Raw genomic sequence first — 25,920 nt, 5'->3', positions numbered from 1 at the left:
GGATTGAGATTTTGGGCCTCGGCCTGCAATCATCCTGCTCGGCTGGCCAGGCGCCCTTCGATGGGCTCCGGCGAACCGAGAGCGAAGAAATCGTCGAAGGAGGCGATCGGAACCTGCTCGGTCAGCTTCGCGAGAAAATCGTCCGATCCGAGCTCTTCCTCGATCGCCTCCACCTCAGCTGAAAGCGGCCGGTCGACGGTGTAAAAAGCCGCATGTTTGCGCACGACCTCATAGAGCATGCCGGCCACACCCTTCGGTTCATCGCCGAGAATGTCGATCGCCTGGGCAGACAAGAGCGCCTCGAGAGCGGCGAGGCGCTTCAGCGCCTGCATCTGCCGCTCGAAGCGCTCGATGACCAGCGGCAGGAAGGCGGCCTCGTCCTCCAGGCCGGCCGCAACGACCAGCGACTGCGCCGAAACGGGACCGGACATCGACAGGACACGCGAGAAGATTTCGCCGGCAAGCTTGATGATCGGCCCGAAGCCGGTGGCGATCCGTCCCGGCGGCACGAGGTTGACCGGCAGGTCGCGCCGCTGGCCGTTGCCGAGAATGACGCAGCGGTTGAAGGCGTTGCGCGCCGCATGCGCCATGCAGAGTGCGGCCGATTCGAGCAGGATCGTCACATCGAGCGGAAGCGAACCGCCTGATGTCATCACCCGGCCCTCGACGACGACAGGATTGTCGTCCGAGCGTCCGGTGGCGGCAAGGATCTTGTGACCGGTCGAAAGCAGATTTTCGATGACGGCGCCGAACACCTGGGCGATCATGCGCAGGCTGAGCGGATCCTGCACATGCGTTGCAACCGGCCAGTCCCATTCGTCCGAAGCGTTGCAGAGCCAGGCGCCGATCAGCGCCTCGCGCGCTGTGCCGACATGGCGCACTGCCTTCCATGGATCGCGGGAGGCGCCGAGCGCGCCGGCCGCCATCATCCCGGTGGCGAGCAGGATGCGGATCGAGGCCGCGGCATTGCGCGTCGTTTCCGCTGCCGCCGCAAAGCTCACCGCATTGACGCTCAGCGAAGCGAGGCTGTCGCGCGGCGCCATCCGCACCGGTTCTATCCCCGCTGCCCGGAAAGCGTCGGCCGCCTGCATCCGGCTGCCGCGGTAGACTGCTTCGCCGACGCCGGTCAACACCGCGCCGATCTGTCCCATCAGGCCGATATCGGCGCAGCCGATCGAGCCGGTGCGGCGCACGACTGGGATGAGATCGGCCTCGAGCATTCTGATATAGGCCTCGATCAGCTCCGGCGTGCAGCCGACCTGGCCGGTCAGCGCCGTGTTGACGCGGATGGCCATGGCGTTGCGCACCACATTGCAGGAAAAGGGTGTGCCGGTGCCGAAGTGATGGGCGCGCACCAGGCCGAGATTGAAGGTGTCGAGTTCGTCGGCCGACCACTCCACGTCCTTCATGGCGCCGACGCCGGTCGTCGATCCGTAAACGGGCGTGCCTGAAGCAATCGCGTCCTCGACGATCTCGCGCGCAATCGCGATGCGGGCCATGCCGGTCGGTGAAGCCGAAATCCTCGCCTTGCCGGCACCAATCGTCACCATCTCGGCAAAACCGAGCGGTCGTCCGGAAAGTTCGATGCCAAGGCGTTCGTGCTGCATGTGCCGTATCTCCTAAACTGCGAGACTAAGCCAGCCCTCCGTCACATGGGATATCCTAAATGCCGAACACAGCATGTTATCGGAATGGTCAGCTCAGCATCCAGGCAATATAGAGGAGCGTCAATGCAATCACCCAGAGCGCGATCCTGCCCGAGCGGTTGTGCCGCGCCTCGGCCTTGCCGATCGCCTCGGCCGTCTGATCGTCGAAACGCAGGCCGTGCTCGCTCATATGCAGCAGCTGATGGTGGAATTTCTCAGTTTTCGCCGCGATTTCCGGCGCGGCTTCGGCGAGCTTGACCGCCGCCTTCAGCCCGTCCTTGAGATCGGTGACGATCCGCTTCGGGCCGAGATTGGTGCGGATCCACTCGCCGACGACAGGCTCGGAGGCCTTCCACATATTGAAGCGCGGGTTGAGCATGCGCGACACGCCTTCGACCACGACCATGGTCTTCTGCAGCATCACCAGTTCCGGCCGTGTCGCCATGTCGAAGAGTTCGGTCACTTCGAACAGCAGCGTCAGGAGCTTGCCCATCGAGATCGTTTCGGCTGGCTGCCCGTGGATCGGCTCGCCGATCGCCCGGATCGCCTGGGCGAAGCTTTCGACATTGTGGTGGCCGGGCACGTAGCCGGCCTCGAAATGCACCTCTGCGACGCGGATGTAATCGCGGGTGATGAAGCCATAGAGGATCTCGGCCAGGAACCGTCGCTCCTTCTTGCCGAGCCGCCCGACAATGCCCATGTCGACGGCGACGATCAAACCGCCGGCATCGACGAAGAGATTGCCGGGATGCATGTCGGCATGGAAGAAACCGTCGCGCAGCGTGTGGCGCAGGAAGGACTGGATCAGTGTATCGGCGAGCAGGTTGAGGTCGTGGCCGGCCGCGCGCAAGCCCTCGACATCGGACATTCTCGTGCCGTCGATCCATTCCATGGTGATGACGTCGCGCCCTGTGCGCTCCCAGTCGACCTTCGGCACGCGAAAGCCGGGGTCGCTGCCGGTGTTTTCGGCGATCTCCGAAAGCGCTGCCGCCTCTAGGCGAAGGTCCATCTCCACCTTCGTCGTCTGTTCCAGCGTCTTCGTCACCTCGACCGGCCGCAGCCGCCGGCTGGACGGCATGAACCGCTCCTGCATGTGGGCGACCAGATACATTGCCTCGATGTCATGGACAAAACGCTGGCGCACGCCCGGCCGGACGACCTTGACGGCGACCTTCCTTCGGCCTTCTGCCGTTTCGACTTCGGCCGGATGCACCTGCGCGATCGAGGCGGCGGCGATCGGCTCGCCGAAGCTCGCATAGAGTTCGTCGACCGGCCGCCCGAGCGATCCTTCGATACTCGCCTTTGCGGCCGCCGAGGGGAAGAAGGCCATCCGGTCCTGCAACTGTGACAGGTCGTTGGCGAATTCGACGCCGACGACGTCGGGCCGCGTCGCCAGGAACTGACCGATCTTGACATAGGAGGGGCCGAGCCGCTCGACCGCCTGTGCCAGCCGATCGCTGCGCTTCTGATACCGCGCCCTGCCGCGCTCGAATATCGTGACGAAGGATTTGGCAAGCGCGACCGAAGGCGGCAGGCCTTCGGACGGCAGGGCCGACACGACGCCCTCACGCACGAGCACCCAGCCGACGCGCCAGAGGCGGAAATAGGCTCCGAAAGTGCTCATGCAGGCTGGCCTGCTTGTGAAGGCGCGGCCAATCTCTCCTCCCTCATTCCTGTGCTCGTCACAGGAATCCGGCCACCGCGCGTCTGCGCGGTGAATGAGTCAGGAAATATAAAAGAATCTTTTGCAGCCCGGGACCGGGCTGCGCTGGCTTCCTGTGACATCCCTCGGGCAAAACCCGAGGAAGGGAATGAGGGAAAACGTGGAGACTGCATCATTCCCTCAGAGCTTCCAGCCGGAATGCAGCGCAGCGATGCCGCCGGTATAATTGGTGTAGGTGACGCGCGAAAAGCCGGCCTGGCGGATCATCGCCGCGAAGTTCTCCTGGTTCGGGAATTTGCGGATCGATTCCACCAGATACTGGTAGGGTTCGGCATCGCCCGTGATCACCTTGCCGAATTGGGGAATAGCGTTGAACGACCAGGCGTCGTAGATCTTGTCGAGAAGCGGCATGTCGACTTCGGAAAATTCCAGGACCAGCAGCCGTCCGCCGCGCTTCAACACGCGATGGGCCTCAGACAGCGCCTTGTCGATCCTCGGCACATTGCGGATGCCGAAGGCGATCGTATAGGCGTCGAAGCTGGCGGCCTCGAACGGCAGTTCCTCGGCATTCGCCTCGATGAAGGTGAGATTGTCGGAAAGCTTCTTCTTTGCCGCCCGTTCGGCGCCGACGCCGAGCATCGAGCCGTTGATATCGAGCACCGTCGCGCGTGCCTGCCGGCCCGAGGCCTCGATGATGCGAAAGGCGATGTCGCCGGTGCCGCCGGCCACGTCGAGCACCTTGTAGCCCGCCTCCTTGCGCGGGTTGAGCGCCGAGATCATCGCATCTTTCCAGACCCGGTGCATGCCGGCCGACATAACGTCGTTCATGATGTCGTAGCGCTTGGCGACCTTGTGGAACACCTGGTTGACCAGGCCCTGCTTCTCGCCGCCCGGCACCTCGCGGAAGCCGTAGGAGGTCTCCATGCCGCCATCGGCGGAAGTGCGGCTTTCTGACATCAGGCTGCTCCGTTCCTTGAAGATCGGCGCGGCGACCGTAGCGAAAGACCGCGCGCGACGTTATCACTGGACCGCGCTCTCCGCGGCACACTGGCGCTATAGCGCACATCGTCCTCGGTTGAAACACGTTCAATAGAGATGGGTTAAGATGCCGGAATTGCCAGAAGTCGAAACCGTCAAGCGCGGCCTGGCGCCGGCGATGGAAGGAGCTCTCATTGCCAGGCTGGAACTGCGGCGTAAGGATTTGCGCTTCCCCTTTCCCGATGCCTTGGCGGACAGGGTTTCCGGCCGCACCATCATCGGCCTTGGTCGGCGCGCCAAATATCTGCTGGTCGATCTCGACGACGGCAACACGCTGATTTCCCATCTCGGCATGTCCGGTTCCTTTCGCATCGAGAAGGGCTCCGCCTCCGCAATGGCGGGCGAATTCCACCACGCCCGCTCGAAGGATGAGAAACACGATCACGTCGTCTTTCATCTGCAGGGTCCGGACGGTGCACGCCGCGTCATCTACAACGACCCGCGTCGTTTCGGCTTCATGGATATGGTCGGACGCGCCGATCTCGCCGCCCATCCCTTCTTCCGCGATCTCGGCCCGGAGCCGACGGGAAACGAACTCGGCGCCACTTATCTGGCCGAACGTCTTCGCGACAAGGCACAGCCGCTGAAGAGCGCGCTGCTCGACCAGAAGAACATTGCCGGTCTCGGCAATATATATGTGTGCGAGGCGCTGTGGCGCGCGCATTTGTCGCCGCTGCGTGCTGCCGGCACGCTGGTGACGCCGGGCGGCCGGCCGAAGCAGCAGCTCGACCTGCTGGTCGCCTCGATCCGCGACGTCATCGCCGATGCGATCGCCGCCGGCGGATCGTCGCTGCGAGACCATATCCAGGCCGACGGATCGCTCGGCTATTTCCAGCATTCCTTCTCCGTCTATGATCGCGAAGGTGAGGCTTGCGGCACGCCCGGCTGCGGCGGTACGGTCGCCCGTGTCGTGCAGGCGGGCCGCTCCACCTTCTATTGCGCCGCCTGTCAGAAGTAACAGTGAGAAACCGGGAGAACAGCATGGCTTACGAGACCTTGATCGTCGAAACCCGAGGCACTGTCGGCCTCGTCACGCTGAACCGCCCGCAGGCGCTGAACGCGCTGAATTCTACCGTGCTGAGGGAGCTGAAGCAGGCCTGTGCCGCTTTCCATGAAGACGATGCCGTCGGCGCGATCGTGCTCACCGGTTCCGAACGCGCCTTTGCCGCCGGCGCCGACATCAAGGAGATGCAGTCGCTTCAGTTCGCCGATATCTATAAGAGTGATTTCATCAGCGGCTGGGATGATGTCGCCAAGGCGCGCAAGCCGGTGATCGCTGCCGTCAGCGGTTTTGCCCTCGGTGGTGGCTGCGAGCTCGCCATGATGTGCGATTTCATCATCGCTTCGGAGACCGCGAAGTTCGGCCAGCCGGAGATCACCCTTGGCGTCATTCCCGGCATGGGCGGCTCTCAGCGGCTGACACGCGCCGTCGGCAAGGCGAAGGCCATGGATCTGATCCTGACCGGCCGCATGATGGATGCGGCCGAGGCGGAACGGTCGGGACTCGTTTCGCGTGTGGTGGCGCCCGAGCGTCTCATCGATGAGGCTTTGGCCGCCGCCGAAAAGATCGCCGCGCTGTCGCAGCCCTCGGTCATGATGGCCAAGGAGGCGGTCAACCGCGCCTTCGAGACGACGCTGGAGGAAGGGTTGCGGTTCGAACGCCGCCTGTTTCATAGTCTCTTTGCCACGGACGATCAGAAGGAAGGCATGACCGCCTTCATCGAGAAGCGCAAACCTGCCTTCAAGCACCGTTGAATGCTTTTCGGCGCTTGCCGCCGGAAAGCTTGAAAATCCGCGTTGACGTGGGCCGGCTTTAGGGTTATATGCCCGCCCACGGTTCGGAAAGCCGCTCTGGTTTTCCGCGATTGCTCCCGCATTGCTGGATTTGGTGGCCGCAGGGCCCGCGGTAATGGCGGAGTTTGTTCGAATTCTTGAGAGAGGCATCCATGGCCAATACAACTTCGGCGAAAAAAGCGACCCGCAAGATCGCCCGCCGTACCGACGTCAATAAGGCTCGTCGCTCGCGCGTTCGTACTTTCGTTCGCCAGGTCGAAGAGGCCATCGCATCCGGTGACGCCGACAAGGCGAAGGCAGCTTTCCTGGCCGCTCAGCCGGAACTCGCCCGCGCCGCCAGCAAGGGCGTGCTGCACTCCAACACGGCGTCGCGCAAGGTCTCTCGCCTGGCCGCTCGTGTGAAGGCTCTGTCGGTCTCCGCGACCGCGTAATAATCCATTAACGACCTCCTCGTTATGATTAGCCCGGTAATTTTACCGGGCTTTTTCGATTCTGCCGAACGGCCTCTGCATGGTGAATCTCACGACTGTTTCGTGTCAGTGCCATGACAGGAAAAAGTGTTCAAAAACAATGACTTGCGCAAGGATGCTTTCTCGCTGCGCGACTCTGGCCGAACCTTTGCGGATCAGGGGCGAGTCAAGCAGATTTTTATTTTTTTTCTTTCTTTGCGTGTCAAAATAGCCCGAACGGGGAATCTCGTTGATTCAACTGCGATTCTTTTTTGACGCTGGTGTGACGCCCGAAAAGGGTCGCTGGAGTCAATGGCCGCATCTTAATTTTGCGTAAAATTCATCGTTGATCTTGCCATTTGATCCTGCCTAAATGGCGTCCAACAGAGGGCGCGGACATCACCTGTAGAGTTCGGTCTTAACTGCCACGTCGGCAGGGCGATGAATTTGTGCCATCTGTTACGGAGCCTTGCGCTTCCGTTTTTTCAAGCACTTGACGGATTTGGGCCGTAACGTGGCTGTTACGGGGCAGGGACGTTTTGTGCCTATGGCAATCACACGTTTAGCGTGAGGCTGCCGGATAGGGGATAGTAATATTGCGTTCGGGCTGGTCGGCCGAAAACGAGGATTGACCGACAGCTTGGCATGGAAAGCCGATGAAGGCGCCGCATGAACGCGGTACCTGCAACGGGCTTCTGTGCCGTGTTTGAGTGAACCGGCAGGCGGGTGGCTTCATGAGGATGCCGCCAGCCCGTCAAAGCGGGGAATGATCGGGCGGCTGTTTTAGCGGAGGCCGCCCGGTGGAATTGAAAGGCGGCATTATGCAGATAAATACGATGATGGCGGGCGGGCTCGACAACGGGGATGCGGCACCGCAGGCGTTCGGCTCCATTCGCCAGGAAGTGGGGGAAGCAAAGGCGGAAATGAAGCAGAGCATTTTGTTTGAGCGTGTCAGCGCGCGCTTGAAGGCCCAGGTCGGTCCTGACGTCTATGCCAGCTGGTTCGCCAGGCTGAAGCTGCATTCGGTATCAAAGAGCGTTGTTCGCCTTTCGGTTCCCACGACCTTCCTGAAGTCGTGGATCAACAATCGTTATCTCGATCTCATTACCGGTCTGTTTCAGGCCGAAGACCCGGAAATCCTGAAGATCGAAATCCTGGTGCGCACGGCAACCCGCAGCGGCATGAAGGCCGTCGACGAGGTGGTCCAGCCCGAGCCGGCTGCTCCCGCGCAGATGCGCCGTCCGCCAAGCGCCCAGCCGGCCGGTCAGGCCGTCCAGCAGGCGGTTTCGGCCGTTGCCGCCGCAAGGCCCGCAAGCCTCGGTACGCCGCTGTTCGGTTCGCCGCTCGACAGCCGTTTCACCTTCGATACCTTCGTGGAAGGCAGCTCGAACCGCGTCGCGCTTGCGGCTGCCAAGACGATCGCGGAAGTTGGCTCCGGCGCCGTACGTTTCAATCCGCTCTTCGTCCATTCGACGGTCGGGCTCGGCAAGACCCATCTGCTGCAGGCGATCGCCAATGCGGCGGTGCAGAACCCGCGAGCCCTGCGCGTCGTCTATCTGACGGCCGAATATTTCATGTGGCGCTTCGCCACGGCGATCCGCGACAACGACGCGCTGACGCTGAAGGATTCATTGCGCAACATCGATCTCCTGATCATCGACGACATGCAGTTCCTGCAGGGCAAGATGATCCAGCATGAATTCTGCCACCTCCTGAATATGCTGCTCGACAGCGCCAAGCAGGTCGTCGTCGCCGCCGACCGCGCGCCATGGGAGCTGGAGTCTCTCGATCCGCGCGTCCGCTCACGCCTGCAGGGCGGCGTTGCCATCGAACTCGACGCGCCGGATTACGAAATGCGCCTCGAAATCCTCAAGCGGCGTCTGGCCGCGGCCCGTCTCGAGGATCCGTCGCTCGAAATTCCGGCAGATCTGCTTCAGCACGTCGCCCGCAACATCACGGCCAGCGGCCGCGAACTCGAAGGCGCCTTCAACCAACTGATCTTCCGCCGCTCCTTCGAACCGAACCTGTCGATCGAGCGCGTCGACGAATTGCTCGCCCATCTCGTCGGTTCGGGCGAACCGCGCCGCGTGCGGATCGAGGATATTCAGCGCATCGTCGCCAGGCACTACAACGTCTCGCGCCAGGAACTGGTCTCCAATCGCCGCACCCGCGTCATCGTCAAGCCGCGCCAGATTGCCATGTATCTGTCGAAGACGCTGACGCCGCGCTCCTTTCCGGAAATCGGCCGCCGCTTCGGCGGGCGCGATCACACGACCGTGCTGCACGCCGTGCGCAAGATCGAGGAGCTGATATCCGGTGACACCAAGCTTTCGCACGAAATCGAGCTGCTGAAGCGGCTGATCAACGAATAACCGGCGGACCTGTCGGGAAATTTGACGGCTGGAAGCGATTCCAGCCGTTTTCCTTTATAGGTTTTTTATTCTATACCTCCCGCATTCGAGAACGAGCGCCGAAAGGGCGCATGGGAGGGAATGAATGAGTTTCGAAAAGATCGCCGTTCTCGGCCTGGGCAAGGTCGGGCGGCTGGCGGCAACGCTTTTGCATGAAGGCGGCTTCGAGGTTATCGGTGTCGATGCGCAGCTGCCCCCGGGCGAGGTGCCCTTCAGATGCCGCGCAGGCGACGTATCCGATCCGCAGCTGATCGGCGAACTGCTCTCGAATGTCGAGGCGGTGCTGTCCTGCCTGCCCTATCATCTGAACATTGAGCTGGCCCGTGCCGCCCATTTTGCCGGCGTCCATTACTTCGATCTGACCGAAGACGTCCCGACCACCAATTTCATCATCGAGCTGTCGAAGACCGCCCGCGGACTGATGGCGCCGCAATGCGGCCTGGCGCCCGGTTTCGTCGGCGTCGTCGGGGCAAGCCTCGCCGATGGCTTCGATCGCTGCCGATCGATCCGCATGCGCGTCGGCGCCCTGCCGCAGCATCCGACGGGTCTCCTCGGCTATGCCTTCAACTGGTCGCCGGAAGGCGTCGTCAACGAATATCTGAACGACTGTGAGGTCATCGAAGGCGGCGTGCGCAAGCTCGTCTCGCCGATGGAGTGGCACGAGACCATCTATGTCGGCGGCGTCAAGCTCGAAGCCTTCACGACATCGGGCGGCCTCGGCACCATGTGCGACACCATGCTCGATAAGGTCGACAATCTCGACTACAAGACCATGCGTTATCCCGGGCACATGGAGCTGATGAACTTCTTCTTCCATGAGCTCTTGATGCGCGACAAGCGCAGGCTCGCCGGCGAAATCCTGACCAATGCCAAGCCGCCTGTTGAAGACGATGTCGTCTATGTCCATGTCGCCGCGGAAGGCACGGAGAACGGCAACCTGCGCCGCAAGGAATTCGTGCGCGCCTATTACCCGATCGAAATTGCCGGCGCCCGCCGCACGGCGATTGCCTGGACGACGTCGGCCTCTGTCGTCGCCGTCATAGAAATGGTCCGCGACGGCCTGCTGCCGGCGACCGGCTTCCTGCACCAGGAACACATTCCGCTCGAGATGTTCCTGAAGACGCCGACCGGCAGCCTGTTCAAGGCGGGCGCGACCACCCACGGCTGAGACTTGTTTTCCGGCGCGGACGGCGATGTCGCTGCCGCGCCCGGATCAACCTCGTTGGATGTCAGCAGGCGAGATCAGCGACGACGGAATCGAGGATCAGCATGCCCGATGGAGTGCAGCGCAGGCGCGAATTGCCGATCCGCTCGACGAATTTATGTTCGAGCAGGAATTCCTCTCGTTTCGGGTCGAGCTCGCGGCCCGAAAGCTGCTGCCAGCGGGCGAGATCGACGCCTTCCCGGAGCCGCAGTCCCATCAGCAGCAACTCGTCCGACTGTTCCTCGAAACCGAGCCGTTCCTGGTCGAGAATGCCGTGGCCGTCGCGCTCGACCATCTCGAGCCAGGCTTCCGGCTTGCGCTCGGTCGCCGTCGCAAGCTTCTCATGCCCACGCGTCAGCCGGCCGTGTGCGCCCGGACCGATGCCGGCATAGTCGCCGTAACGCCAGTAGGTCAGGTTATGGCGGCTTTCGGCGCCCGGCCGGGCATGATTGGAGACCTCGTAGGCGGGCATGCCTTCACGCGCCGTGATCTCCTGCGTCGCCTCGTAGAGCAGGGCCGATTGCTCGCCGTCCGGCACGATCAGCTTGCCCGATTTGTGCAGGCCAAAGAAGGGTGTGCCTTCCTCGATGGTCAGCTGATAGAGCGACAGATGGTCGACTGCATAGGAGATCGCTTCCTTCAGTTCCTTCTCCCATTCCTCGACCGTCTGCTCCGGCCGGGCATAGATGAGGTCGAAGGACATGCGCGGGAAGATCTCGCGCGCCAGCCGGATCGCCTTCAGCGCGTCGGCGACGTCATGCAGCCGGCCGAGGAATTTCAGATCCCGGTCGTTCAGCGCCTGCACGCCGAGCGAGACACGATTGACGCCGGCAGCCCGGTAGCCGCGAAACCGCTCGGCCTCGACGCTCGACGGATTGGCCTCCATGGTGATTTCGATGCCGGCGGGCACATGCCAGTGCCGTGCGATGCCGTCAAGAATGGCATTGACCGTCTCCGGCTTCATCAGCGACGGTGTGCCGCCGCCGAGAAAGATGCTCGTCACCGTCTTCGGACCGCTCATTGCCCGGACCGCCGCCATCTCCTTCAAAAAGGCTGATGCAAAGCGCTCCTGGTCCACCGGCTGATGGCGTACATGGCTGTTGAAGTCGCAATAGGGACACTTCGCCGCGCAGAAGGGCCAATGCACATAGACGCCGAAGCCGGGCTCGCCGGTATCGGGCAGCAGCGCGGCGTCGCGCGAGAGGCTTGGCGTATCGAAATTGCCCACGAACAGACCTTATGCCTCCAGGCAGGTTTCGACGAAAAGTTTGAAGGCACGGGCCCGGTGCGACAGCGCCTGTGGCTTGCCGACGTTCCAGCCGTGTTTCTCCTCGCCGCTCATTTCGCCGAAGGTAACGTCGTAACCCTCGGGTTGGAAAACCGGATCATAGCCGAAGCCCTGGGTGCCCCGCGGCGGCCAGACGACGTTGCCTTCGACCTCGCCGCGGAAAAGCTCCGTGTGCCCGTCCGGCCAAGCCAGGCAAAGTACGCTGACGAAACGCGCCCCGCGCTGTTCCGGCGTCGTGGCGCCCGCATCCTGCAGCGCCTTTTCCACCTTGGCCATCGCCATGTCGAAGTCGCGCGTGCCGTCTGCCGTCTCCGCCCAGTTGGCGGTGTAGACGCCGGGATCGCCGCCGAGCGCGTCGACCACCAGGCCGGAATCATCCGAAAGCGCCGGCATGCCCGCGGCATTGGCTGAAGCGACCGCCTTGATCGTCGCATTCTCCTCGAAGCTCGTGCCGGTCTCGTCAGGTTCGACGAAATTCAGTTCGGCCGCAGACTTGGCGGTGAAGCCGAGCGGTCCGATCAGTTCCTGGATCTCGCGGATCTTGCCGGCATTGTGGCTGGCGACGACGATGGTTTTGGTTTCGAGCTTGCGCATTCAGATATCCTGTTCGATGCCCCAGATTTTTGCCTCCGCGCATTCCAGGCTGTTGCCGGCAGGGTCGCGGAAATAGATCGAGCGGCCGCCGTTTGGCCAGTACACCTCGGATTCGATCGCGACGTCAGCCGCCATCAGCTGTTCGGCCATCGCATCGATATTGCGACCGGACACCCGGAAACAGGCATGGCCTTGCCCGGTCGTGCCGTGCGGCGGCACCTGCAGTGCGTCGGGTGCCGGTGGCTTTATCGTTTCCTCGGGGTTGAAGATCAGGAGAACGCCAGGCCCACAGCGGAAGAAGACATGCCGATTGCCGGCGCGGGTGATCTTTTCAAGCCCGAGAACGTCTTCGTAGAACGTCTCGGCCTGATCGAGATCGCGCGCATAGAGCGCCGTTTCCAACATGCCTTCCAGCATGGGGTTCATCCCGCAATCGCCTCTTTCTGCAGGGCGACGAGTTCGCCGATGCCGTTCTTGGCAAGCCGCATCAGCGAACTGAATTCCTCTTCGCTGAACGGCGTGCCTTCGGCCGTGCCCTGGATTTCGACGATGCCGCCGGCGCCGGTCATGACGAAATTTGCGTCGGTCTCGGCCGAGGAATCCTCGAGATAATCGAGGTCGATGACCGGTTGGCTGGCGAAAACGCCGCAGGAGATGGCGGCGACGTGGTCCTTCAGGACCCGGTCGACCTTGATCATGTTGCGGCTTTCCATCCATTTCAGGCAGTCGTAGAGCGCGATCCAGCCGCCGGTGATCGAGGCCGTCCGTGTGCCGCCGTCGGCCTGGATGACGTCGCAATCGAGCGTGATCTGCTTTTCGCCGAGCGCCTGCAGATCGACGACGGCGCGCAGCGACCGGCCGATCAGCCGTTGGATTTCCTGCGTGCGGCCGCCCTGCTTGCCGGCGGCGGCCTCGCGCTTCATGCGCTCGCCGGTTGCCCGCGGCAGCATGCCGTATTCGGCCGTGACCCAGCCCTTGCCGGTGTTGCGCAGCCATGGCGGCGTCTTTTCCTCGAGGCTCGCGGTGCAAAGCACGTGCGTATCGCCGAATTTCACCAGGCACGAGCCTTCCGCATGCTTGGAAAAATTGCGCTCGAACGAGACCTTGCGCATCTGGTCGGTTTTTCTGCCTGAAGGCCGCATTCTCATCTCCTGGAGTTGTTGACCGCTTCTACGATTGGCGGCGCCCATTTGCAAATTCCCTTTTGCCACGGGTGCGAGTTTGACTATATTTTCGGGAGCATCATCAGCGTGGGTTTGAAAAGGTTCATGGGCATCAGGTCGACGTCGGTTTCGGATGCCGTTGCTGCACTGGACGAACGCTCCAGGGAAATTTTCCGCCGCATCGTCGAAGGGTATCTTGAAAGCGGCGAGCCGCTCGGCTCGCGCAATCTGTCGCGCCTGCTGCCGATGTCGCTGTCGCCGGCCTCGGTGCGCAACGTCATGAGCGATCTCGAAGAGCTCGGTCTCATCTATTCCCCGCATGTCAGCGCCGGCCGGCTGCCGACCCAGATCGGGCTGCGCTTCTTCGTCGATGCCTTCATGCAGATCGGCGATCTCTCCGCCGAGGAGCGTGCCAGCATCGATCGCCAGGTGCGGGCCGAAAGCGGCGGCAATCCGGTAGAATCGATGATGAACGAGGCGAGTCGCATGCTTTCCGGCATCTCGCGCGGGGCCGGCCTCGTCATCACCTCGAAAAGCGATCCGGTGTTGAAACATGTCGAGTTCATCCGGCTTGAGCCGACAAAGGCGCTCGCCGTACTCGTCGGCGATCACGATCAGGTGGAAAACCGCATCATCGAACTGCCGGCAGGCATCACCTCGTCGCAATTGACGGAGGCGGCGAATTTCCTCAACGCCCACATGTCCGGCCAGACGCTGCCGGAGCTGCGCAAACAATTAAGCCGTCTGAAGGATGATGTCCGTCACGAACTCGATGCGCTCTCGCGCGATCTTGTCGAGCGCGGCATCGCCGTCTGGGCCGGCAGCCCGGACGAGGGAAAGCCCGCCCAGCTGATCATCCGTGGCCGCGCCAATCTGCTCGAAGGCCTCGCCGGCGCCGAAGATCTCGACCGGCTGCGCATGCTGTTCGATGATCTCGAAAAGAAGGATAGCCTGATCGAGCTTCTTAACCTGGCCGAAAGTGGTTCGGGCGTTCGGATCTTCATCGGTTCGGAAAACAAGCTCTTCTCGCTGTCCGGCTCGTCGCTCATCGTCGCGCCCTATCGCGACGAGGACGATCGGATTGTCGGCGCCGTCGGTGTCATCGGCCCGACGCGGCTCAATTATTCCCGTATCGTGCCGATGGTGGATTATACCGCCCAGCTCGTCTCCCGCCTGTCGCGCAATCCGCTTTGATGTCATCACTGGCGAAGCCGCGGAATTTTCGCTTCTTCGTCACGCAGACTTGATTTTTTCCGGTCAAACCTCGATATCGGGCGCATCTGAAAATACCAACCGGAGACCGTCATGACCGATGAAACGACGAAAAACGGACCTGACGCAACTGCGGCCAACGCCGCAGCCGACGCTGCCGTCAACGTCGAAACAGCCACTGCCGGGCAGGAGGAGGCAAACCAGCCGGATCCGCTCGACCTCCTGAAGGCCGAGAATGCCGAGCTGCGTGACCGCTATCTGCGCCTTGCCGCCGAGATGGATAATCTGCGCCGCCGCACCGAGCGCGAGGTCAAGGATGCAAAATCCTATTCCGTCGCCGGTTTCGCCCGGGACATGCTCGCCGTCTCGGACAATTTGCGCCGGGCGCTGGACGCCATCTCTCCGGAGACCAAGGCCACGGCCGATGCCGGCCTCACCACGCTGATCGAAGGTGTGGAGATGACCGAGCGCGCGATGCTCGCGGCGCTGGAGCGCCACGGCGTTCGCAAGCTGGAGCCGGTTGGCCAGAAATTCGATCCGAATTTCCATCAGGCGATGTTCGAAGTGCCGAACTCCGAAGTGCCGAACAATACCGTCGTCCAGGTCGTGCAGGCCGGCTTCACCATCGGCGAACGCGTCCTGCGCCCGGCCATGGTCGGCGTCGCCAAGGGTGGCCCGAAGCCGGTCGAGGCCGAGATCAATTCCGTCTTCGACGAGAAGGACGCCTGAGCTCGGTTTCCCTCTCCGGCTCGGAGAAGGAGATAAAATCAGATGCGGGCGAAGCGTTCGATCAGCAGATCGAAGAAGCCGTCCGCATCGACATGGCGCATGACCTTGGCATTGCGCTTGCGGTCGGTCACATGCCACCAGTCGACGACGGTCATCCCGACGGTGAGTTCGGACTGGGCCTCGATTTCGACATTGCAGTCCCGGCCCTGGAAAAGCTCTGGTTTCAGCAGATAGGCGACAACCGTCGGGTCGTGCAGCGGCCCGCCGTCGGAACCGTATTTCTCGATATCGAAGCGTTCGAAGAATTCCAGCATTTCGACCATGGCCTTTGCCGGCGCCGTGCCGATCTCGGCCATGCGCTTGACCCGGTCCTTGCGGGTCAGCAGCTGGTGCGTCACGTCGAGCGGCATCATCACGATCGGGACGCCGGAACGGAAAACGATGTCGGCGGCCTCGGGATCGACATAAATGTTGAATTCGGCGGCCGGTGTGATGTTGCCGCCCTCGAAAAAACCACCGCCCATCATCACCAGCTCGCGAACGCGGGCAACGATGTCGGGCGCCCTCTGGAAGGCCATGCCGATATTGGTGAGCGGCCCGAGCGTGCAGAGCGTCACTGTGCCCTCCGGCTCGCGGCGCAGCGTCTCGATGATGAAATCGACGGAGTGGCCGGGCTGCAGCGCCATCGTCGGTTCGGGCAGATCAGGGCCGTCGAGCCCGGTCTTGCCATGCACATGCTCTGCCGTCACCAGCTTGCGGGCGATCGGCCTATCAGCTCCGGCGAAAACCTTTACATCCGTGCGGCTGCAGAGCTCGCAGACGATGCGCGCGTTGCGGCTGGTGAATGACAGCGGCACGTTGCCAGCGACCGTCGTGATCCCCAGCACCTCGAGCTCATCGCGGCTGCCGAAAGCCAGCATGATGGCGGCCGCGTCATCCTGGCCGGGATCCGTGTCGATGATGATCTTTCTCGCGCTTGCCATTCCACTCGTCCCGTTTCCGCCATGCCGGTTGTCCCGGCAGACACCATCTCTTCATTTCCCGTCGCAAATCGGCACATTACGCGCGGGCATGTTTTGATGCGAGGCAGCAGGTCCTTTGTCAAGCAAGGAGGCGGCCGCGGCCATTCGAAAATTGACAGATGTTTAAATTGGGGAGGGTCGTGCGCGCCTTGCAGCGCCGTAATCATGCCCCCATATTAGCGGCATCCGGATGCTGCGCTTGAGGTCCGGGATGGTCGCTTGCATCAAGGACTTGAAAAGAGATGAGCCGCATTACGCCTTTCGCCAGCCCTTTGCTTCTGGGCTTCGACGCCATGGAAAAGACGCTGGAGCGCATTTCCAAGGCGAGCGACGGATACCCGCCTTACAATATCGAACGCATCGCCGCCGACAGCGGCGCCCCCGAACGTCTGCGCATCACCCTTGCGGTTGCCGGTTTCAGCGAGGAGGAGCTTGATGTCTCCACCGAGGAGAACCAGCTTGTGATCCGCGGCCGCCAGCTGGAGCAGGGCGAGCGGGACTATCTCTATCGCGGCATCGCCGCCCGCCAGTTTCAGCGCACCTTCGTGCTGGCCGACGGCATGCAGGTGCTTGGCGCCGGCCTCAAGAACGGTCTGCTCTCCGTCGATCTAATTCGTCCCGAACCCGCCCGCATGGTCAAGAAAATTAACATTTCGGTTTCACAGTAGCACAACGGTTTGTCGAACCGTTGGTCCCTTCTCCCGGAGGAACAGGAATGTTGATGAAAGAAGCCACGTCTCGCTTGACCAAATCCGAGCTTGCCCACATCGGCAACGGCGAGGTCGCCTATATCAGAAAGATGCGCACTGAAGAGGTCGCCAAGTGCTTCCCAGAGGCGCCGGATATCGATCCGAACGTCGATCTCTGGGCACTCTTCGGCGCCGACGGCACGCCCATCCTTCTGACGGACAACCGCTCCAGCACCTTCTTCAAGGCGGCCGAAGACGAATTGAAGACGGTCAGTCTGCACTGACCGTCAAACGCCATCAGTGCCTATGAAAAACCAAATGCCATCATGCATTTGAAAGCCATACTGCTTCGGAACTAATCGTCGTTGGTGCCGCACGGCACTACATGGCCTTCAATTGCTTCCAGCGCAGTGTTCGCTGAAGTCAGATCTTCCTGAATGTCAGATAGGCCGAGGAACGGCCCTCGCGGCGCGCTTTCGTCTCGTAGCGCGTGCTCGGCCAGCCCTCATAGGGGGTCAGCCAATCCGCCGCGTTTTCCGCCATCCAGTCGAAGCCGCCATGGTCGCGGCATTTGATCAGCGTCCAGTTCACATAGGTGTCGATGTCGGAGGCGAAGCAGAAAAGGCCGCCGGGCTTCAGCACGCGATGAAAGCGGTCGAGATTGGTCTTCGAGACGAAGCGGCGCTTCCAGTGCTTCCGCTTCGGCCATGGGTCGGGATAGAGCAGATCAATCTGGTCGAGCGTGCCATCCGGCAGCCAGTCGAGCAGTTGCGTTGCATCGTCATTATAGACGCGGATATTGGAGGCACCGGTTTCGCCGATGCGCGACAAAAGCTTCTGCATCGAATTGACGAAGGGTTCGACGCCGATGAAACCGGTCGAAGGTCTTTCGAGCGCCCGATGAATCAGATGTTCGCCGCCGCCGAAACCGATTTCCAGCCGCAATGTCGTGACCGGGATCGGGAAGAGGGATGTCAGCGGCTCCGGGGGAGCCGCCGAGAGATCGATGAGGAATGCCGGGAGCAGGCTGTTCAGCGTTTCCGCCTGCTGTTCGCGCAGGGCCTTTCCCTTGCGGCGACCGAAAAAGGCTTCGGTCGCCCGTCCCCGGCGCTCCATATCCGTCATGCAGCAGCCTTGGTCTTGACGGCTTCCTTGAGCGCCTTGACGAGGTCGGTGCGCTCCCAGGAGAACGAGCCGTCACGGCCGGCCTTGCGGCCGAAATGGCCGTAGGCCGAGGTCTTGGCGTAGATTGGCTTGTTGAGGTCGAGGTGACGGCGGATGCCCGATGGCGAGAGGTCCATATTCTGACGGATCGCCGCTTCGACCTGGTCTTCCGACACACCCTTGCCGGTGCCGTGCAGGTCGACATAGATCGACAGCGGCTGCGCGACGCCGATGGCGTAGGAGAGTTGGATCGTGCAGCGGTCGGCAAGGCCGGCGGCGACGACGTTCTTGGCGAGGTAGCGGGCGGCATAGGCAGCCGAACGGTCGACCTTGGTCGTGTCCTTGCCGGAGAATGCGCCGCCGCCATGCGGAGCCGCACCGCCATAGGTGTCAACGATGATCTTGCGGCCGGTGAGGCCTGCATCGCCGTCCGGTCCGCCGATGACGAACTTGCCGGTCGGGTTGATGTACCACTTGCAATCCTCGGCGATCTTCAGTTCGCCGAGTGCTTCGCGGATATAGGGTTCGACGACCGCGCGAACCTTCTTGGAATCCCAGCTCTCGTCGAGATGCTGGGTCGAAAGCACGATCGAGGTCACTTCCGACGGCTTGCCGTCGACGTAACGCACGGTCACCTGGCTCTTGGCGTCGGGGCCGAGCTTGGCGACTTCGCCGTCACCCTTCTTGCGGGCGGCTGCTAGCAGCTGCAGAATCCTGTGGGAATAATAGATCGGGGCCGGCATCAGGTCCGGCGTTTCCTTGCAGGCGTAACCGAACATGATGCCCTGGTCGCCGGCGCCCTCGTCGCCCTGCTGGTCGGCGGCGCTGTCGACGCCCTGGGCGATGTCGGCCGACTGAGAGTGCAGCAGCACGTCGATCTTTGCCTTCTTCCAGTGGAAGCCGTCCTGCTCGTAGCCGATATCCTTGATGGCGCGGCGGGCGGCGGCCTTGAACTTCGAGGGATTGATGACGTCCTTGCCGTCCTTGTCCTTCTTCATCAGGCTCGGTGGCAGGCGGACCTCGCCGGCAATAACGACGCGATTGGTTGTTGCCAGCGTTTCGCAGGCAATGCGCACGCCCCACGGATTGACGCCGGTCTTGGCCGCTTCGCGGTAGACCAGGTCGACGATCTCGTCGGAGATGCGGTCACACACTTTGTCCGGATGACCTTCGGCAACAGATTCGCTGGTAAAGAGATAATTCGCGCGCATTCCGGGATTCCCCTCAAAGAATAAAAGCCAGCTAGTAGGTACTCAGTTCGAGCGCCGATGACAAGCGCACAAGGACATAAATATATCTTTATATCCGCGGCGAAGTGACAAATTTTGCCCCAAAAACACAAAAAAAGCGGCCTTTCGACCGCCTTTCCATTTTGCGATGAGAGCTGGATCAGTCAGCGTCAGCTTCGGCAGCGAGCGCCTTGACCAGCTCCACGACCTTCCGGCGAACCTTGGGATCGGAAATCTTGACGAAGGCGCGGTTGAGCTGCAGGCCCTCCGAGGAGGAGAGGAAGTCTACGACGTAATTCGAGCTGGAGGCTTCGGCCATGCCGCCGACGGCGCCGGCATGTTCGCCGGGCGCATCTTCGAAGAAGAAGGAGACCGGAACATTGAGGATGCTCGAGATGTTCTGCAGACGGCTTGCGCCGACACGGTTGGTGCCCTTTTCATATTTCTGGATCTGCTGGAAGGTGATGCCGAGGCTTTCGCCAAGCTTTTCCTGGCTCATGCCCAACATCGTTCGGCGAAGGCGAATGCGGCTGCCAACATGGATGTCGATCGGATTCGGCTTCTTCTTATTTTCAATCATGGTCGTGCCCTAGCTACGAATTTCTGTTTCCAACCGGCATGCCCCTGATCCATCCCAAAACGCCACGTTGTAAGCGGCGGGAACCCGCCGACAAACATACGTTAAGAACGCCGATTGACACCACTATGCAATTTTAGGGGTTTTTGGTCAATTCAACCCTAAAATAAAACTTCCGCGTGAAATTAGCGCAATCAACATCAACAGTGCTTCGGTCAACCAGAAGTATGTCTCACGGGGGTATGTGGTTCCGAACCCATTGCCGAGCCCATCAACAGTTGCATCAATGAAGCCAGTCTCACCAAGATCGAGGCCCGCGATGATTTCCCCATGCGCGTTCACGATTGCCGAAATGCCGTTGTTGGCGTCGCGAATCAGCGGCAGGCCTGTCTCGATTGCTCGAACACGCGCCTGCTGGAAATGCTGGTAGGGCCCGGGCGTGATGCCGAACCAGGCATCGTTGGTGAGGTTGAGGAGCGCGTTGGCATCCACGATGTCGCCGGTCATTTCGCCCGGAAAGATGATCTCGTAGCAGATCAGCGGGTAGAGATTGAGACCGCCGGGCAACGCCAGCAGGTGCCGGCTTGCGGCGGCCGAAAAGCCGCCCGGTATCTCGACGACGTTCTGGATGCCGAGTTCGGTGAGGATGTCCTCGAAGGGCAGATATTCGCCGAAAGGCACGAGATGCACCTTGTCGGAGGCGGCGATGATCTGGCCGCGGCCGTCGATCACATAGATGGAATTGTAGTAGCGCACCGGTGTGCCAGGCCCCATCTCCTCGGCGCGCACCGCGCCGGCGATCAGAACCTGGTCGTCGTCGAGCGTATCGGCGATCCGCGTCAGCGCATCCTGGTTGTCGGTGAGGATGAAGGGGATCGAGGTTTCCGGCCAGACGATAATGTTGGGTTTGCGGCCGCCATTCCTGGGCGCTTCGGCGGAAAGCTTCAGATGGGTCTCGAAGATCGCATTGCGGTCGGCGTCGTTGTCCATCTTCGCCGACTGGTCGATGGCCGGCTGCACCAGCCGCACCACCGGACGCTTGTCCTCGGGCAAGGGCTGCGGCCGCGGCGCCAGATGGACGGCATAGGCGCCGTAACCGAGGTGGGCGGCAAACAGCAGGGCGGCGAGCGCAATTCCCGACTTCGCGCCCTGTCGCGTTCCGATCAGCGCCGGGGCGGAAAAGACGAAGACGGCAAGTGCAGTCACCCCCATCGCACCGATCACATGCGCCGACTGCATCATCAGCGGAACGGGCATCAGGCCGTAGCCGATGGCATTCCAGGGAAAGCCGGTGAGGATCATGCTTCGAAGCCATTCCATCAGGCCGAAGCCGGCCGCCAGCGCGGCGATCCGTCCCATGCCGTCGGACCAGACGATCCGGGCAAGTGCAGTCGCCAGCCCGTAGAAGACCGCAAGGCCGGCCGGCAGTCCGAGGACTGCCAGGGGCAGTGCCCAGGCAAATTCCTCCGAATCGACCAGCAAGGCATGGCCGATCCACCAAAGGCCGGCGACGAAATAGCCGAAGCCGAACAGCCAGCCGACGGCAAAGGCCGGCCATAGCCTGCCGATCAGGCCGCTTTCAGGAGAAGCCGCCGCCCCGTCGAGCAGCCAGACGAGCAGCGTGAAGGAGAGAAACATCGCCGCGAAAAAACCGAAAGGCGGCAGCGCCAGAGCGGCGAATGCTCCAGCGGCGACGGCCAGCAACGACCGTTTTAACCCCCAGACGAGGATAACCCTGTCCGCAAGCCGCTCCATGCGCACTCCCATCAAACCGCGAATCAACCCATTCGCAGTCTTTCAAAAAAGCGGCTCTTTGTCCTGTTTCCGCGTCGGCCCGAAAGGCGATTCCGACTCTCGTACCGATGCCTAGTTGGTGGTCGATTCGGCCGGCCGGTCGTCGCCGGTCTCGGATCCCGGCGTGATGTCGCCAGCCTCTTTGGCGCGGCGGCGGATCGCGTGGCGCTTGCGGGTGATGCGCAGCCGCTTGATGCGGCGCGGATCGGCGTCGAGAATATGGAATTCGAAGTTCGGCAGAGCCTGGACCACTTCGCCGCGAACGGGGATGCGGCCGAGCGCGGAGAAGATCAGCCCGCCCAGCGTGTCGACTTCGTCGACCTGTTCGCTGATGTCGAAATCCGGTCCGATCGCTTCGGCGATCTCTTCCAGTTCGACACGGGCGTCGGCGACGAAAACGTCTTCGGCAACGCGCTTAAACATCACCTCTTCGTCGTCATGTTCGTCGTCGATGTCGCCGACCACCATTTCGACGATGTCCTCATGGGAGGCGAGCCCGTCGGTGCCGCCATACTCGTCGATGACGAGCGCCATTTGCGTACGGTTCACCTGCATCCGGCGCAGCAGGTCGGAGGCCAGCATCGACGGCGGCACGAACAGGATCTTGCGGATGATGCCGGCCTCGGCCAGCGTCTTCTGCAGGTCGACCCGGGCAAGATCGAAATTCGGCTTGGTCGAGCGCGGCGGCTTCTGGATGTTCTCCGGCGCGACGTCGATCGCCGGCGCTGCAGCGGCCGGCTTTGCCGGGCCGCGGCGCTTGTTGCGCGCCTGCTTGGCGACATAGGAGAGCAGGTCGCGGATATGCACCATGCCGCGCGGGTCGTCGAGCGTATCGGCATAAACAGGCATGCGCGAGCGGCCGGATTCCTCGAAAAGGATCATCAGTTCGCCGATGGTGATATTTTGGTCCACCGCCTCGATATCGGCGCGCGGCACCATCACGTCGGCGACGCGCACCTCGCGAAAGCGCAGGATATTGTGCAGCATCGCCCGTTCGTCGGGCGAAAAAGCGTCGTCGCCGGCCGCATCGGTCATCAGCGCGTCGGCAAGATCCTCGCGCAGTCGCGAGCCCTGCTGCGGGCGGAGAATGCGGGCGGCGCGCGACCAGAAGGATTGGGATCGGCCGGATGGCCGACTACTACTGCCTACCTCATCCGAAGAAGATGATGATTCGGAGTCCTTGGCGTCTGTCGCCGGCTTCGTCGTAAAGTCGCTCATGGTTCCATTTTAAGGTCTTGACCCTCGTAGGGATCAGATAGGCCGAGCTGCGCCAAAATGCGAGTCTCCAGCCCCTCCATAATTTCGGCTTCGGCATTATTCATATGGTCGTAGCCGAGAAGATGCAAGAAACCGTGCACCAGAAGATGGGTCAGGTGGTCGTCGAAGCTCTTGTCGAGTTCCTGGGCTTCCCGCTCCACCGTCTCCCGGGCGATGATGATGTCGCCGAGCATCGGCCCGGGCATCTTGCCGCGCTCAACCGGAAAGGCCGGGAAGGAGAGGACATTGGTCGGCTTGTCCTTGCCGCGCCATTCGGCATTGATGTCCTGGATCGAGGCATCGTCGGTAAAGACCAGCGAAACTTCCGGCGGCATCTTCGGAAAGGGCTGCTTCTCATTGTCGCTGAGATAGACCGCGGCGGCCCCGAGCACGCGCTCGCAAAAAACCAGCAGCGTTTCCTCGCCGGGCCAGCCGATGTCCTCGATGCTGATCTGGATATCGAGTTCGGCCATCAGTCCTGCCGACCGACGTCTTCGGCTTCGACAAGATAGGTGGCGTCATAGGCTCTGACGATGCGGCCGACCAGCGGATGGCGCACGACGTCGGTGTCCTTGAAGCGCACGATCGAGATGCCCTCGACGCCGTTCAGCAGCTCCAGGGCCTCGACGAGGCCGGATTTGACGCCCCGTGGCAGGTCGATCTGGCTCGGGTCGCCGGTGACGATCATGCGGGCATTTTCGCCGAGACGCGTCAGGAACATCTTCATCTGCATCGACGTCGTATTCTGCGCTTCGTCGAGGATGATGGCGGCGTTGGCGAGCGTGCGGCCGCGCATGAAGGCGAGCGGGGCGATTTCAATGACGCCGGCGGTGATCGCCCGATCGACCTTGTCGGCCGGGATCATGTCGTAGAGCGCATCATAGAGCGGGCGAAGATAGGGATCGACCTTTTCCTTCATGTCGCCTGGCAGGAAGCCGAGGCGCTCCCCGGCCTCGACGGCCGGGCGCGACAGGATGATCTTTTCGACCGCGCCGCGCTCGAGCATCTGGGCGGCATGGGCAACGGCGAGATATGTCTTGCCGGTGCCGGCCGGGCCGACGCCGAAGACGAGTTCGGCGCGCTCCAGCGCCCTGATATAGGCGTCCTGCGTCGGCGTGCGGGCGATGATCGTCTTCTTGCGCGTCGAAATCTGCGCCATTGTCAGCTTGGCCTTGCGCTCCATGGTGGGAAGGCTGAGCTGATCGTCGGCGGCGACCGCCATGCGGATTGCGCCCTCGACGTCGGATCGTTCCACGCTGCCGCCTTTCTGAAGCTTTTCATAGAGATAATCGAGCGTGCGCCGCGCCTGATTGGTGGTCACGACATCGCCCGATATGACGACGGAATTGCCGCGCGCCCGCGCATCGATGTTCAGCCGCTCCTCGAGCAGCTTGAGGTTCTGGTCGAACTGGCCGAAGAGTTCGCTGGCGAACCGATTGTTCTCGAACGTCAGGACGAAGTGATTGGTGTCGCTCGGCGTGCGGGGGTGGCGCGGTGAAGAAGAAACCAATTCTTGTCCGTTCAAGCGGTCGGGCTCCTTGGGTTAGACCGCAGCCTCTGCGCGTTCGGCAAACAGGCTGTTCGTTCCGGTTCCGGTGATTCGCACTTTGATAATGTCACCGATTTGCGATGCTTTTGCATCAACATTCACGGATTGAAGCCAGGGAGAACGTCCGATCAGCTGGCCCGGCATGCGGCCGGGTTTTTCGAGCAGCAGATCGATCTCCTTGCCGATGCAGGATTCGGCAAACTCCTGCTGCTGCTTCAAAAGAAGCGCTTGCAGGCGTTCCAGCCGTTCTGCCTTGATCTCTTCCGGCACCTGGTCCTTCAGTTCCGCGCCGGGTGTGCCCGGCCGAGTCGAGTATTTGAACGAGAAGGCCTGCGCATAGCGCACCTCCTCCACAAGTCTGAGTGTATCCGCAAAATCCTTGTCTGTCTCCCCCGGAAAACCGGTGATGAAATCGCCCGACAGCGCGATGTCCGGGCGCACGGCGCGGATGCGCTCGATCAGACTGAGATATTCGGCCGCCGTATGACGCCGGTTCATCGCCTTCAGGACACGGTCGGAGCCCGATTGCACCGGCAGGTGCAGGTAGGGCATCAGCGCCCTGAGGTCGCGATGCGCCTCGATCAGCCGGTCGTCCATGTCGCGCGGATGGCTTGTGGTGTAACGCAGCCGCGCCAGGCCGGGGATCTCGGCAAGGCGGTAGAGGAGGTCGCCGAGGCTCCACGCCTCGCCGCGCGGTCCGGCGCCATGCCAGGCGTTGACGTTCTGGCCGAGCAGGGTGATTTCGCGCACTCCGGCTTCGACGAGCTTTTCAGCCTCCTCGACGATCTGCGAAACCGGCCGCGACACTTCCGAGCCGCGCGTATAGGGCACGACGCAGAAGGTGCAGAACTTGTCGCAGCCCTCCTGCACCGTCAGGAAGGCGGTGACGCCGCGGGCGCGGATCTTGCGGCTCTCGGCGAGCGGCAGGTGCTCGAACTTGTCCTCGATCGCATATTCCGTATCGACGACGCGCTGGCCCTCTTTGGCCCGGCGCAGCGCCTCCGGCAGGCGGTGATAGGTCTGCGGCCCGATGACGACATCGACGGCGGGGGCGCGGCGCAGAATCTCTTCGCCTTCGGCCTGGGCGACGCAGCCGGCAACGCCGATCATCATCTCCCGGCCGTCGGCGGCCTTTTTCTTTTTCATCTCGCGCAGCCGCCCGAGCGCCGAATAGACCTTCTCCGCCGCCTTCTCTCTTATATGACAGGTGTTGAGCAGAACGAGATCCGCCTGTTCCATGTCTTCGGTCGGTTCGTAGCCGTCGCGGGCAAGCGCATCGCTCATGCGCGTGGAATCATAGACGTTCATCTGGCAGCCATAGGTCTTGATGAAGACCTTGCGGCTGTTGCTGCCGTCGCGGAGAGAAACCTCCGGGGCCTGAAGAAGGGCGTTATCCTGTGTCATGGCGCGCTATTTAGTGGTTTTTGCCGCCCGAGAAAAGAGACCTC

The 25,920-nt window shown here is 62.0% G+C and carries 25 protein-coding genes; 9 read left to right on the top strand and 16 right to left on the bottom strand.

Annotated features, from left to right (window positions below):
• Positions 1 to 29: 29 nt before the first annotated feature.
• From HJC00_RS03165 to ubiE, 3 genes are all read right to left on the bottom strand, one after another.
• Positions 30 to 1,607 (bottom strand): aromatic amino acid lyase, encoded by a 1,578-nt coding sequence (locus HJC00_RS03165; protein WP_221163609.1) that lies wholly within the window; start codon positions 1,605 to 1,607, stop codon positions 30 to 32.
• 88 nt (positions 1,608 to 1,695) lie between these two features.
• The gene (gene ubiB / locus HJC00_RS03160; RefSeq protein ID WP_221145795.1) at positions 1,696 to 3,270 is read right to left on the bottom strand and encodes a 2-polyprenylphenol 6-hydroxylase; all 1,575 of its coding nucleotides are present in this window, start codon (positions 3,268 to 3,270) and stop codon (positions 1,696 to 1,698) included.
• A 219-nt stretch (positions 3,271 to 3,489) separates the two neighbouring features.
• Positions 3,490 to 4,266, bottom strand: a complete 777-nt coding sequence (gene ubiE / locus HJC00_RS03155) for a bifunctional demethylmenaquinone methyltransferase/2-methoxy-6-polyprenyl-1,4-benzoquinol methylase UbiE (RefSeq protein ID WP_210629466.1) — start codon at positions 4,264 to 4,266, stop codon at positions 3,490 to 3,492.
• Positions 4,267 to 4,414: 148 nt separating this feature from the next.
• On the opposite strand from ubiE, the gene mutM reads away from it, so the two are divergent.
• The 5 genes from mutM to HJC00_RS03130 all read left to right on the top strand — a co-directional run bounded on the left by mutM (position 4,415) and on the right by HJC00_RS03130 (position 10,169).
• Positions 4,415 to 5,305: a bifunctional DNA-formamidopyrimidine glycosylase/DNA-(apurinic or apyrimidinic site) lyase gene (mutM, locus tag HJC00_RS03150; RefSeq protein WP_210629465.1), complete on the top strand. Its 891-nt coding sequence runs from the start codon at positions 4,415 to 4,417 to the stop codon at positions 5,303 to 5,305.
• 23 nt (positions 5,306 to 5,328) lie between these two features.
• Entirely contained in the window at positions 5,329 to 6,102 is a 774-nt protein-coding gene (locus HJC00_RS03145) for an enoyl-CoA hydratase (RefSeq protein ID WP_221163608.1), read from the top strand.
• Positions 6,103 to 6,293: 191 nt separating this feature from the next.
• Positions 6,294 to 6,572 (top strand): 30S ribosomal protein S20, encoded by a 279-nt coding sequence (gene rpsT, locus HJC00_RS03140; protein ID WP_008524652.1) that lies wholly within the window; start codon positions 6,294 to 6,296, stop codon positions 6,570 to 6,572.
• A gap of 839 nt (positions 6,573 to 7,411) precedes the next feature.
• A complete protein-coding gene (gene dnaA / locus HJC00_RS03135; RefSeq protein ID WP_210629463.1) occupies positions 7,412 to 8,962 on the top strand; it encodes a chromosomal replication initiator protein DnaA in 1,551 nt (516 codons plus the stop codon).
• Between the two features lie 124 nt (positions 8,963 to 9,086).
• Complete coding sequence (locus tag HJC00_RS03130) at positions 9,087 to 10,169, top strand: saccharopine dehydrogenase family protein (protein ID WP_221153658.1); 1,083 nt, start codon at positions 9,087 to 9,089, stop codon at positions 10,167 to 10,169.
• Between the two features lie 61 nt (positions 10,170 to 10,230).
• Here the strand turns inward: HJC00_RS03130 and hemW are convergent, their stop codons facing one another.
• The 4 genes from hemW to rph are packed head-to-tail and all read right to left on the bottom strand — an operon-like array spanning position 10,231 to position 13,229.
• Positions 10,231 to 11,433 carry a radical SAM family heme chaperone HemW gene (gene hemW, locus HJC00_RS03125; RefSeq protein ID WP_210629461.1) on the bottom strand — a complete coding sequence of 401 codons (1,203 nt, stop codon included), beginning with the start codon at positions 11,431 to 11,433 and terminating at the stop codon, positions 10,231 to 10,233.
• A 9-nt stretch (positions 11,434 to 11,442) separates the two neighbouring features.
• Positions 11,443 to 12,087, bottom strand: a complete 645-nt coding sequence (rdgB, locus tag HJC00_RS03120) for an RdgB/HAM1 family non-canonical purine NTP pyrophosphatase (protein ID WP_210629460.1) — start codon at positions 12,085 to 12,087, stop codon at positions 11,443 to 11,445.
• Positions 12,088 to 12,513 (bottom strand): VOC family protein, encoded by a 426-nt coding sequence (locus tag HJC00_RS03115; protein ID WP_210629459.1) that lies wholly within the window; start codon positions 12,511 to 12,513, stop codon positions 12,088 to 12,090. It abuts the gene before it with no gap.
• On the bottom strand, positions 12,510 to 13,229 hold the full coding sequence (rph, locus tag HJC00_RS03110; RefSeq protein ID WP_064809389.1) for a ribonuclease PH: 720 nt from the start codon (positions 13,227 to 13,229) through the stop codon (positions 12,510 to 12,512). The genes HJC00_RS03115 and rph overlap by 4 nt, the downstream gene beginning before the upstream one ends.
• A 126-nt stretch (positions 13,230 to 13,355) precedes the next feature.
• Here rph and hrcA point away from each other — a divergent pair, with 126 nt between their 5' ends.
• A complete protein-coding gene (gene hrcA / locus HJC00_RS03105) occupies positions 13,356 to 14,444 on the top strand; it encodes a heat-inducible transcriptional repressor HrcA (RefSeq protein ID WP_210629458.1) in 1,089 nt (362 codons plus the stop codon).
• Positions 14,445 to 14,555: 111 nt separating this feature from the next.
• Complete coding sequence (grpE, locus tag HJC00_RS03100) at positions 14,556 to 15,191, top strand: nucleotide exchange factor GrpE (protein WP_210629457.1); 636 nt, start codon at positions 14,556 to 14,558, stop codon at positions 15,189 to 15,191.
• Between the two features lie 38 nt (positions 15,192 to 15,229).
• Here grpE and HJC00_RS03095 read toward each other — a convergent pair whose 3' ends face one another.
• Entirely contained in the window at positions 15,230 to 16,174 is a 945-nt protein-coding gene (locus HJC00_RS03095; RefSeq protein ID WP_221163607.1) for a nucleoside hydrolase, read from the bottom strand.
• Between the two features lie 281 nt (positions 16,175 to 16,455).
• On the opposite strand from HJC00_RS03095, the gene HJC00_RS03090 reads away from it, so the two are divergent.
• The gene (locus HJC00_RS03090) at positions 16,456 to 16,881 is read left to right on the top strand and encodes an Hsp20 family protein (RefSeq protein ID WP_210629455.1); all 426 of its coding nucleotides are present in this window, start codon (positions 16,456 to 16,458) and stop codon (positions 16,879 to 16,881) included.
• 47 nt (positions 16,882 to 16,928) lie between these two features.
• Entirely contained in the window at positions 16,929 to 17,186 is a 258-nt protein-coding gene (locus HJC00_RS03085; protein WP_088684489.1) for a DUF1150 family protein, read from the top strand.
• A gap of 139 nt (positions 17,187 to 17,325) precedes the next feature.
• Here HJC00_RS03085 and HJC00_RS03080 read toward each other — a convergent pair whose 3' ends face one another.
• The 8 genes from HJC00_RS03080 to miaB form a co-directional block, all read right to left on the bottom strand.
• Complete coding sequence (locus HJC00_RS03080; RefSeq protein WP_221163606.1) at positions 17,326 to 18,027, bottom strand: tRNA (guanosine(46)-N(7))-methyltransferase TrmB; 702 nt, start codon at positions 18,025 to 18,027, stop codon at positions 17,326 to 17,328.
• Positions 18,024 to 19,277 carry a methionine adenosyltransferase gene (gene metK, locus HJC00_RS03075; RefSeq protein WP_210629453.1) on the bottom strand — a complete coding sequence of 418 codons (1,254 nt, stop codon included), beginning with the start codon at positions 19,275 to 19,277 and terminating at the stop codon, positions 18,024 to 18,026. Before metK ends, HJC00_RS03080 begins: the two co-directional genes overlap by 4 nt.
• 178 nt (positions 19,278 to 19,455) lie before the next feature.
• Positions 19,456 to 19,875: a helix-turn-helix domain-containing protein gene (locus HJC00_RS03070; RefSeq protein WP_064707753.1), complete on the bottom strand. Its 420-nt coding sequence runs from the start codon at positions 19,873 to 19,875 to the stop codon at positions 19,456 to 19,458.
• Positions 19,876 to 20,022: 147 nt separating this feature from the next.
• The gene (lnt, locus tag HJC00_RS03065; RefSeq protein WP_210629452.1) at positions 20,023 to 21,627 is read right to left on the bottom strand and encodes an apolipoprotein N-acyltransferase; all 1,605 of its coding nucleotides are present in this window, start codon (positions 21,625 to 21,627) and stop codon (positions 20,023 to 20,025) included.
• 111 nt (positions 21,628 to 21,738) lie between these two features.
• On the bottom strand, positions 21,739 to 22,884 hold the full coding sequence (locus HJC00_RS03060; RefSeq protein ID WP_210629451.1) for a hemolysin family protein: 1,146 nt from the start codon (positions 22,882 to 22,884) through the stop codon (positions 21,739 to 21,741).
• Positions 22,881 to 23,396 (bottom strand): rRNA maturation RNase YbeY, encoded by a 516-nt coding sequence (gene ybeY / locus HJC00_RS03055; RefSeq protein WP_210629450.1) that lies wholly within the window; start codon positions 23,394 to 23,396, stop codon positions 22,881 to 22,883. The genes HJC00_RS03060 and ybeY overlap by 4 nt, the downstream gene beginning before the upstream one ends.
• Positions 23,396 to 24,448: a PhoH family protein gene (locus HJC00_RS03050; protein WP_064707756.1), complete on the bottom strand. Its 1,053-nt coding sequence runs from the start codon at positions 24,446 to 24,448 to the stop codon at positions 23,396 to 23,398. Before HJC00_RS03050 ends, ybeY begins: the two co-directional genes overlap by 1 nt.
• A gap of 18 nt (positions 24,449 to 24,466) precedes the next feature.
• Positions 24,467 to 25,876 carry a tRNA (N6-isopentenyl adenosine(37)-C2)-methylthiotransferase MiaB gene (miaB, locus tag HJC00_RS03045; RefSeq protein WP_210629449.1) on the bottom strand — a complete coding sequence of 470 codons (1,410 nt, stop codon included), beginning with the start codon at positions 25,874 to 25,876 and terminating at the stop codon, positions 24,467 to 24,469.
• Positions 25,877 to 25,920 lie beyond the last annotated feature (44 nt).

The organism is Rhizobium sp. NLR22b, from assembly GCF_019685295.1.
Taxonomy (GTDB): Bacteria; Pseudomonadota; Alphaproteobacteria; order Rhizobiales; family Rhizobiaceae; genus Rhizobium.
Note: the sequence above shows the minus strand (reverse complement) of the source record. Positions and strands in the feature narration are given on the sequence as shown.

What these genes read in the sequence shown, in the direction of transcription:
- HJC00_RS03090 (WP_210629455.1), top strand. Translation starts at nt 16,456, where the DNA reads ATGAGCCGCATTACGCCTTTCGCCAGCCCTTTGCTTCTGGGCTTCGAC.
- HJC00_RS03095 (WP_221163607.1), bottom strand. Translation starts at nt 16,174, where the DNA reads ATGGCAAGCGCGAGAAAGATCATCATCGACACGGATCCCGGCCAGGAT.
- HJC00_RS03070 (WP_064707753.1), bottom strand. Translation starts at nt 19,875, where the DNA reads ATGATTGAAAATAAGAAGAAGCCGAATCCGATCGACATCCATGTTGGC.
- mutM (WP_210629465.1), top strand. Translation starts at nt 4,415, where the DNA reads ATGCCGGAATTGCCAGAAGTCGAAACCGTCAAGCGCGGCCTGGCGCCG.
- HJC00_RS03145 (WP_221163608.1), top strand. Translation starts at nt 5,329, where the DNA reads ATGGCTTACGAGACCTTGATCGTCGAAACCCGAGGCACTGTCGGCCTC.
- metK (WP_210629453.1), bottom strand. Translation starts at nt 19,277, where the DNA reads ATGCGCGCGAATTATCTCTTTACCAGCGAATCTGTTGCCGAAGGTCAT.
- ubiE (WP_210629466.1), bottom strand. Translation starts at nt 4,266, where the DNA reads ATGTCAGAAAGCCGCACTTCCGCCGATGGCGGCATGGAGACCTCCTAC.
- rph (WP_064809389.1), bottom strand. Translation starts at nt 13,229, where the DNA reads ATGCGGCCTTCAGGCAGAAAAACCGACCAGATGCGCAAGGTCTCGTTC.
- HJC00_RS03130 (WP_221153658.1), top strand. Translation starts at nt 9,087, where the DNA reads ATGAGTTTCGAAAAGATCGCCGTTCTCGGCCTGGGCAAGGTCGGGCGG.
- HJC00_RS03085 (WP_088684489.1), top strand. Translation starts at nt 16,929, where the DNA reads ATGTTGATGAAAGAAGCCACGTCTCGCTTGACCAAATCCGAGCTTGCC.
- HJC00_RS03165 (WP_221163609.1), bottom strand. Translation starts at nt 1,607, where the DNA reads ATGCAGCACGAACGCCTTGGCATCGAACTTTCCGGACGACCGCTCGGT.
- rpsT (WP_008524652.1), top strand. Translation starts at nt 6,294, where the DNA reads ATGGCCAATACAACTTCGGCGAAAAAAGCGACCCGCAAGATCGCCCGC.
- ubiB (WP_221145795.1), bottom strand. Translation starts at nt 3,270, where the DNA reads ATGAGCACTTTCGGAGCCTATTTCCGCCTCTGGCGCGTCGGCTGGGTG.
- HJC00_RS03080 (WP_221163606.1), bottom strand. Translation starts at nt 18,027, where the DNA reads ATGACGGATATGGAGCGCCGGGGACGGGCGACCGAAGCCTTTTTCGGT.
- lnt (WP_210629452.1), bottom strand. Translation starts at nt 21,627, where the DNA reads ATGGAGCGGCTTGCGGACAGGGTTATCCTCGTCTGGGGGTTAAAACGG.
- grpE (WP_210629457.1), top strand. Translation starts at nt 14,556, where the DNA reads ATGACCGATGAAACGACGAAAAACGGACCTGACGCAACTGCGGCCAAC.
- ybeY (WP_210629450.1), bottom strand. Translation starts at nt 23,396, where the DNA reads ATGGCCGAACTCGATATCCAGATCAGCATCGAGGACATCGGCTGGCCC.
- hrcA (WP_210629458.1), top strand. Translation starts at nt 13,356, where the DNA reads ATGGGCATCAGGTCGACGTCGGTTTCGGATGCCGTTGCTGCACTGGAC.
- dnaA (WP_210629463.1), top strand. Translation starts at nt 7,412, where the DNA reads ATGCAGATAAATACGATGATGGCGGGCGGGCTCGACAACGGGGATGCG.
- HJC00_RS03060 (WP_210629451.1), bottom strand. Translation starts at nt 22,884, where the DNA reads ATGAGCGACTTTACGACGAAGCCGGCGACAGACGCCAAGGACTCCGAA.
- miaB (WP_210629449.1), bottom strand. Translation starts at nt 25,876, where the DNA reads ATGACACAGGATAACGCCCTTCTTCAGGCCCCGGAGGTTTCTCTCCGC.
- HJC00_RS03115 (WP_210629459.1), bottom strand. Translation starts at nt 12,513, where the DNA reads ATGAACCCCATGCTGGAAGGCATGTTGGAAACGGCGCTCTATGCGCGC.
- rdgB (WP_210629460.1), bottom strand. Translation starts at nt 12,087, where the DNA reads ATGCGCAAGCTCGAAACCAAAACCATCGTCGTCGCCAGCCACAATGCC.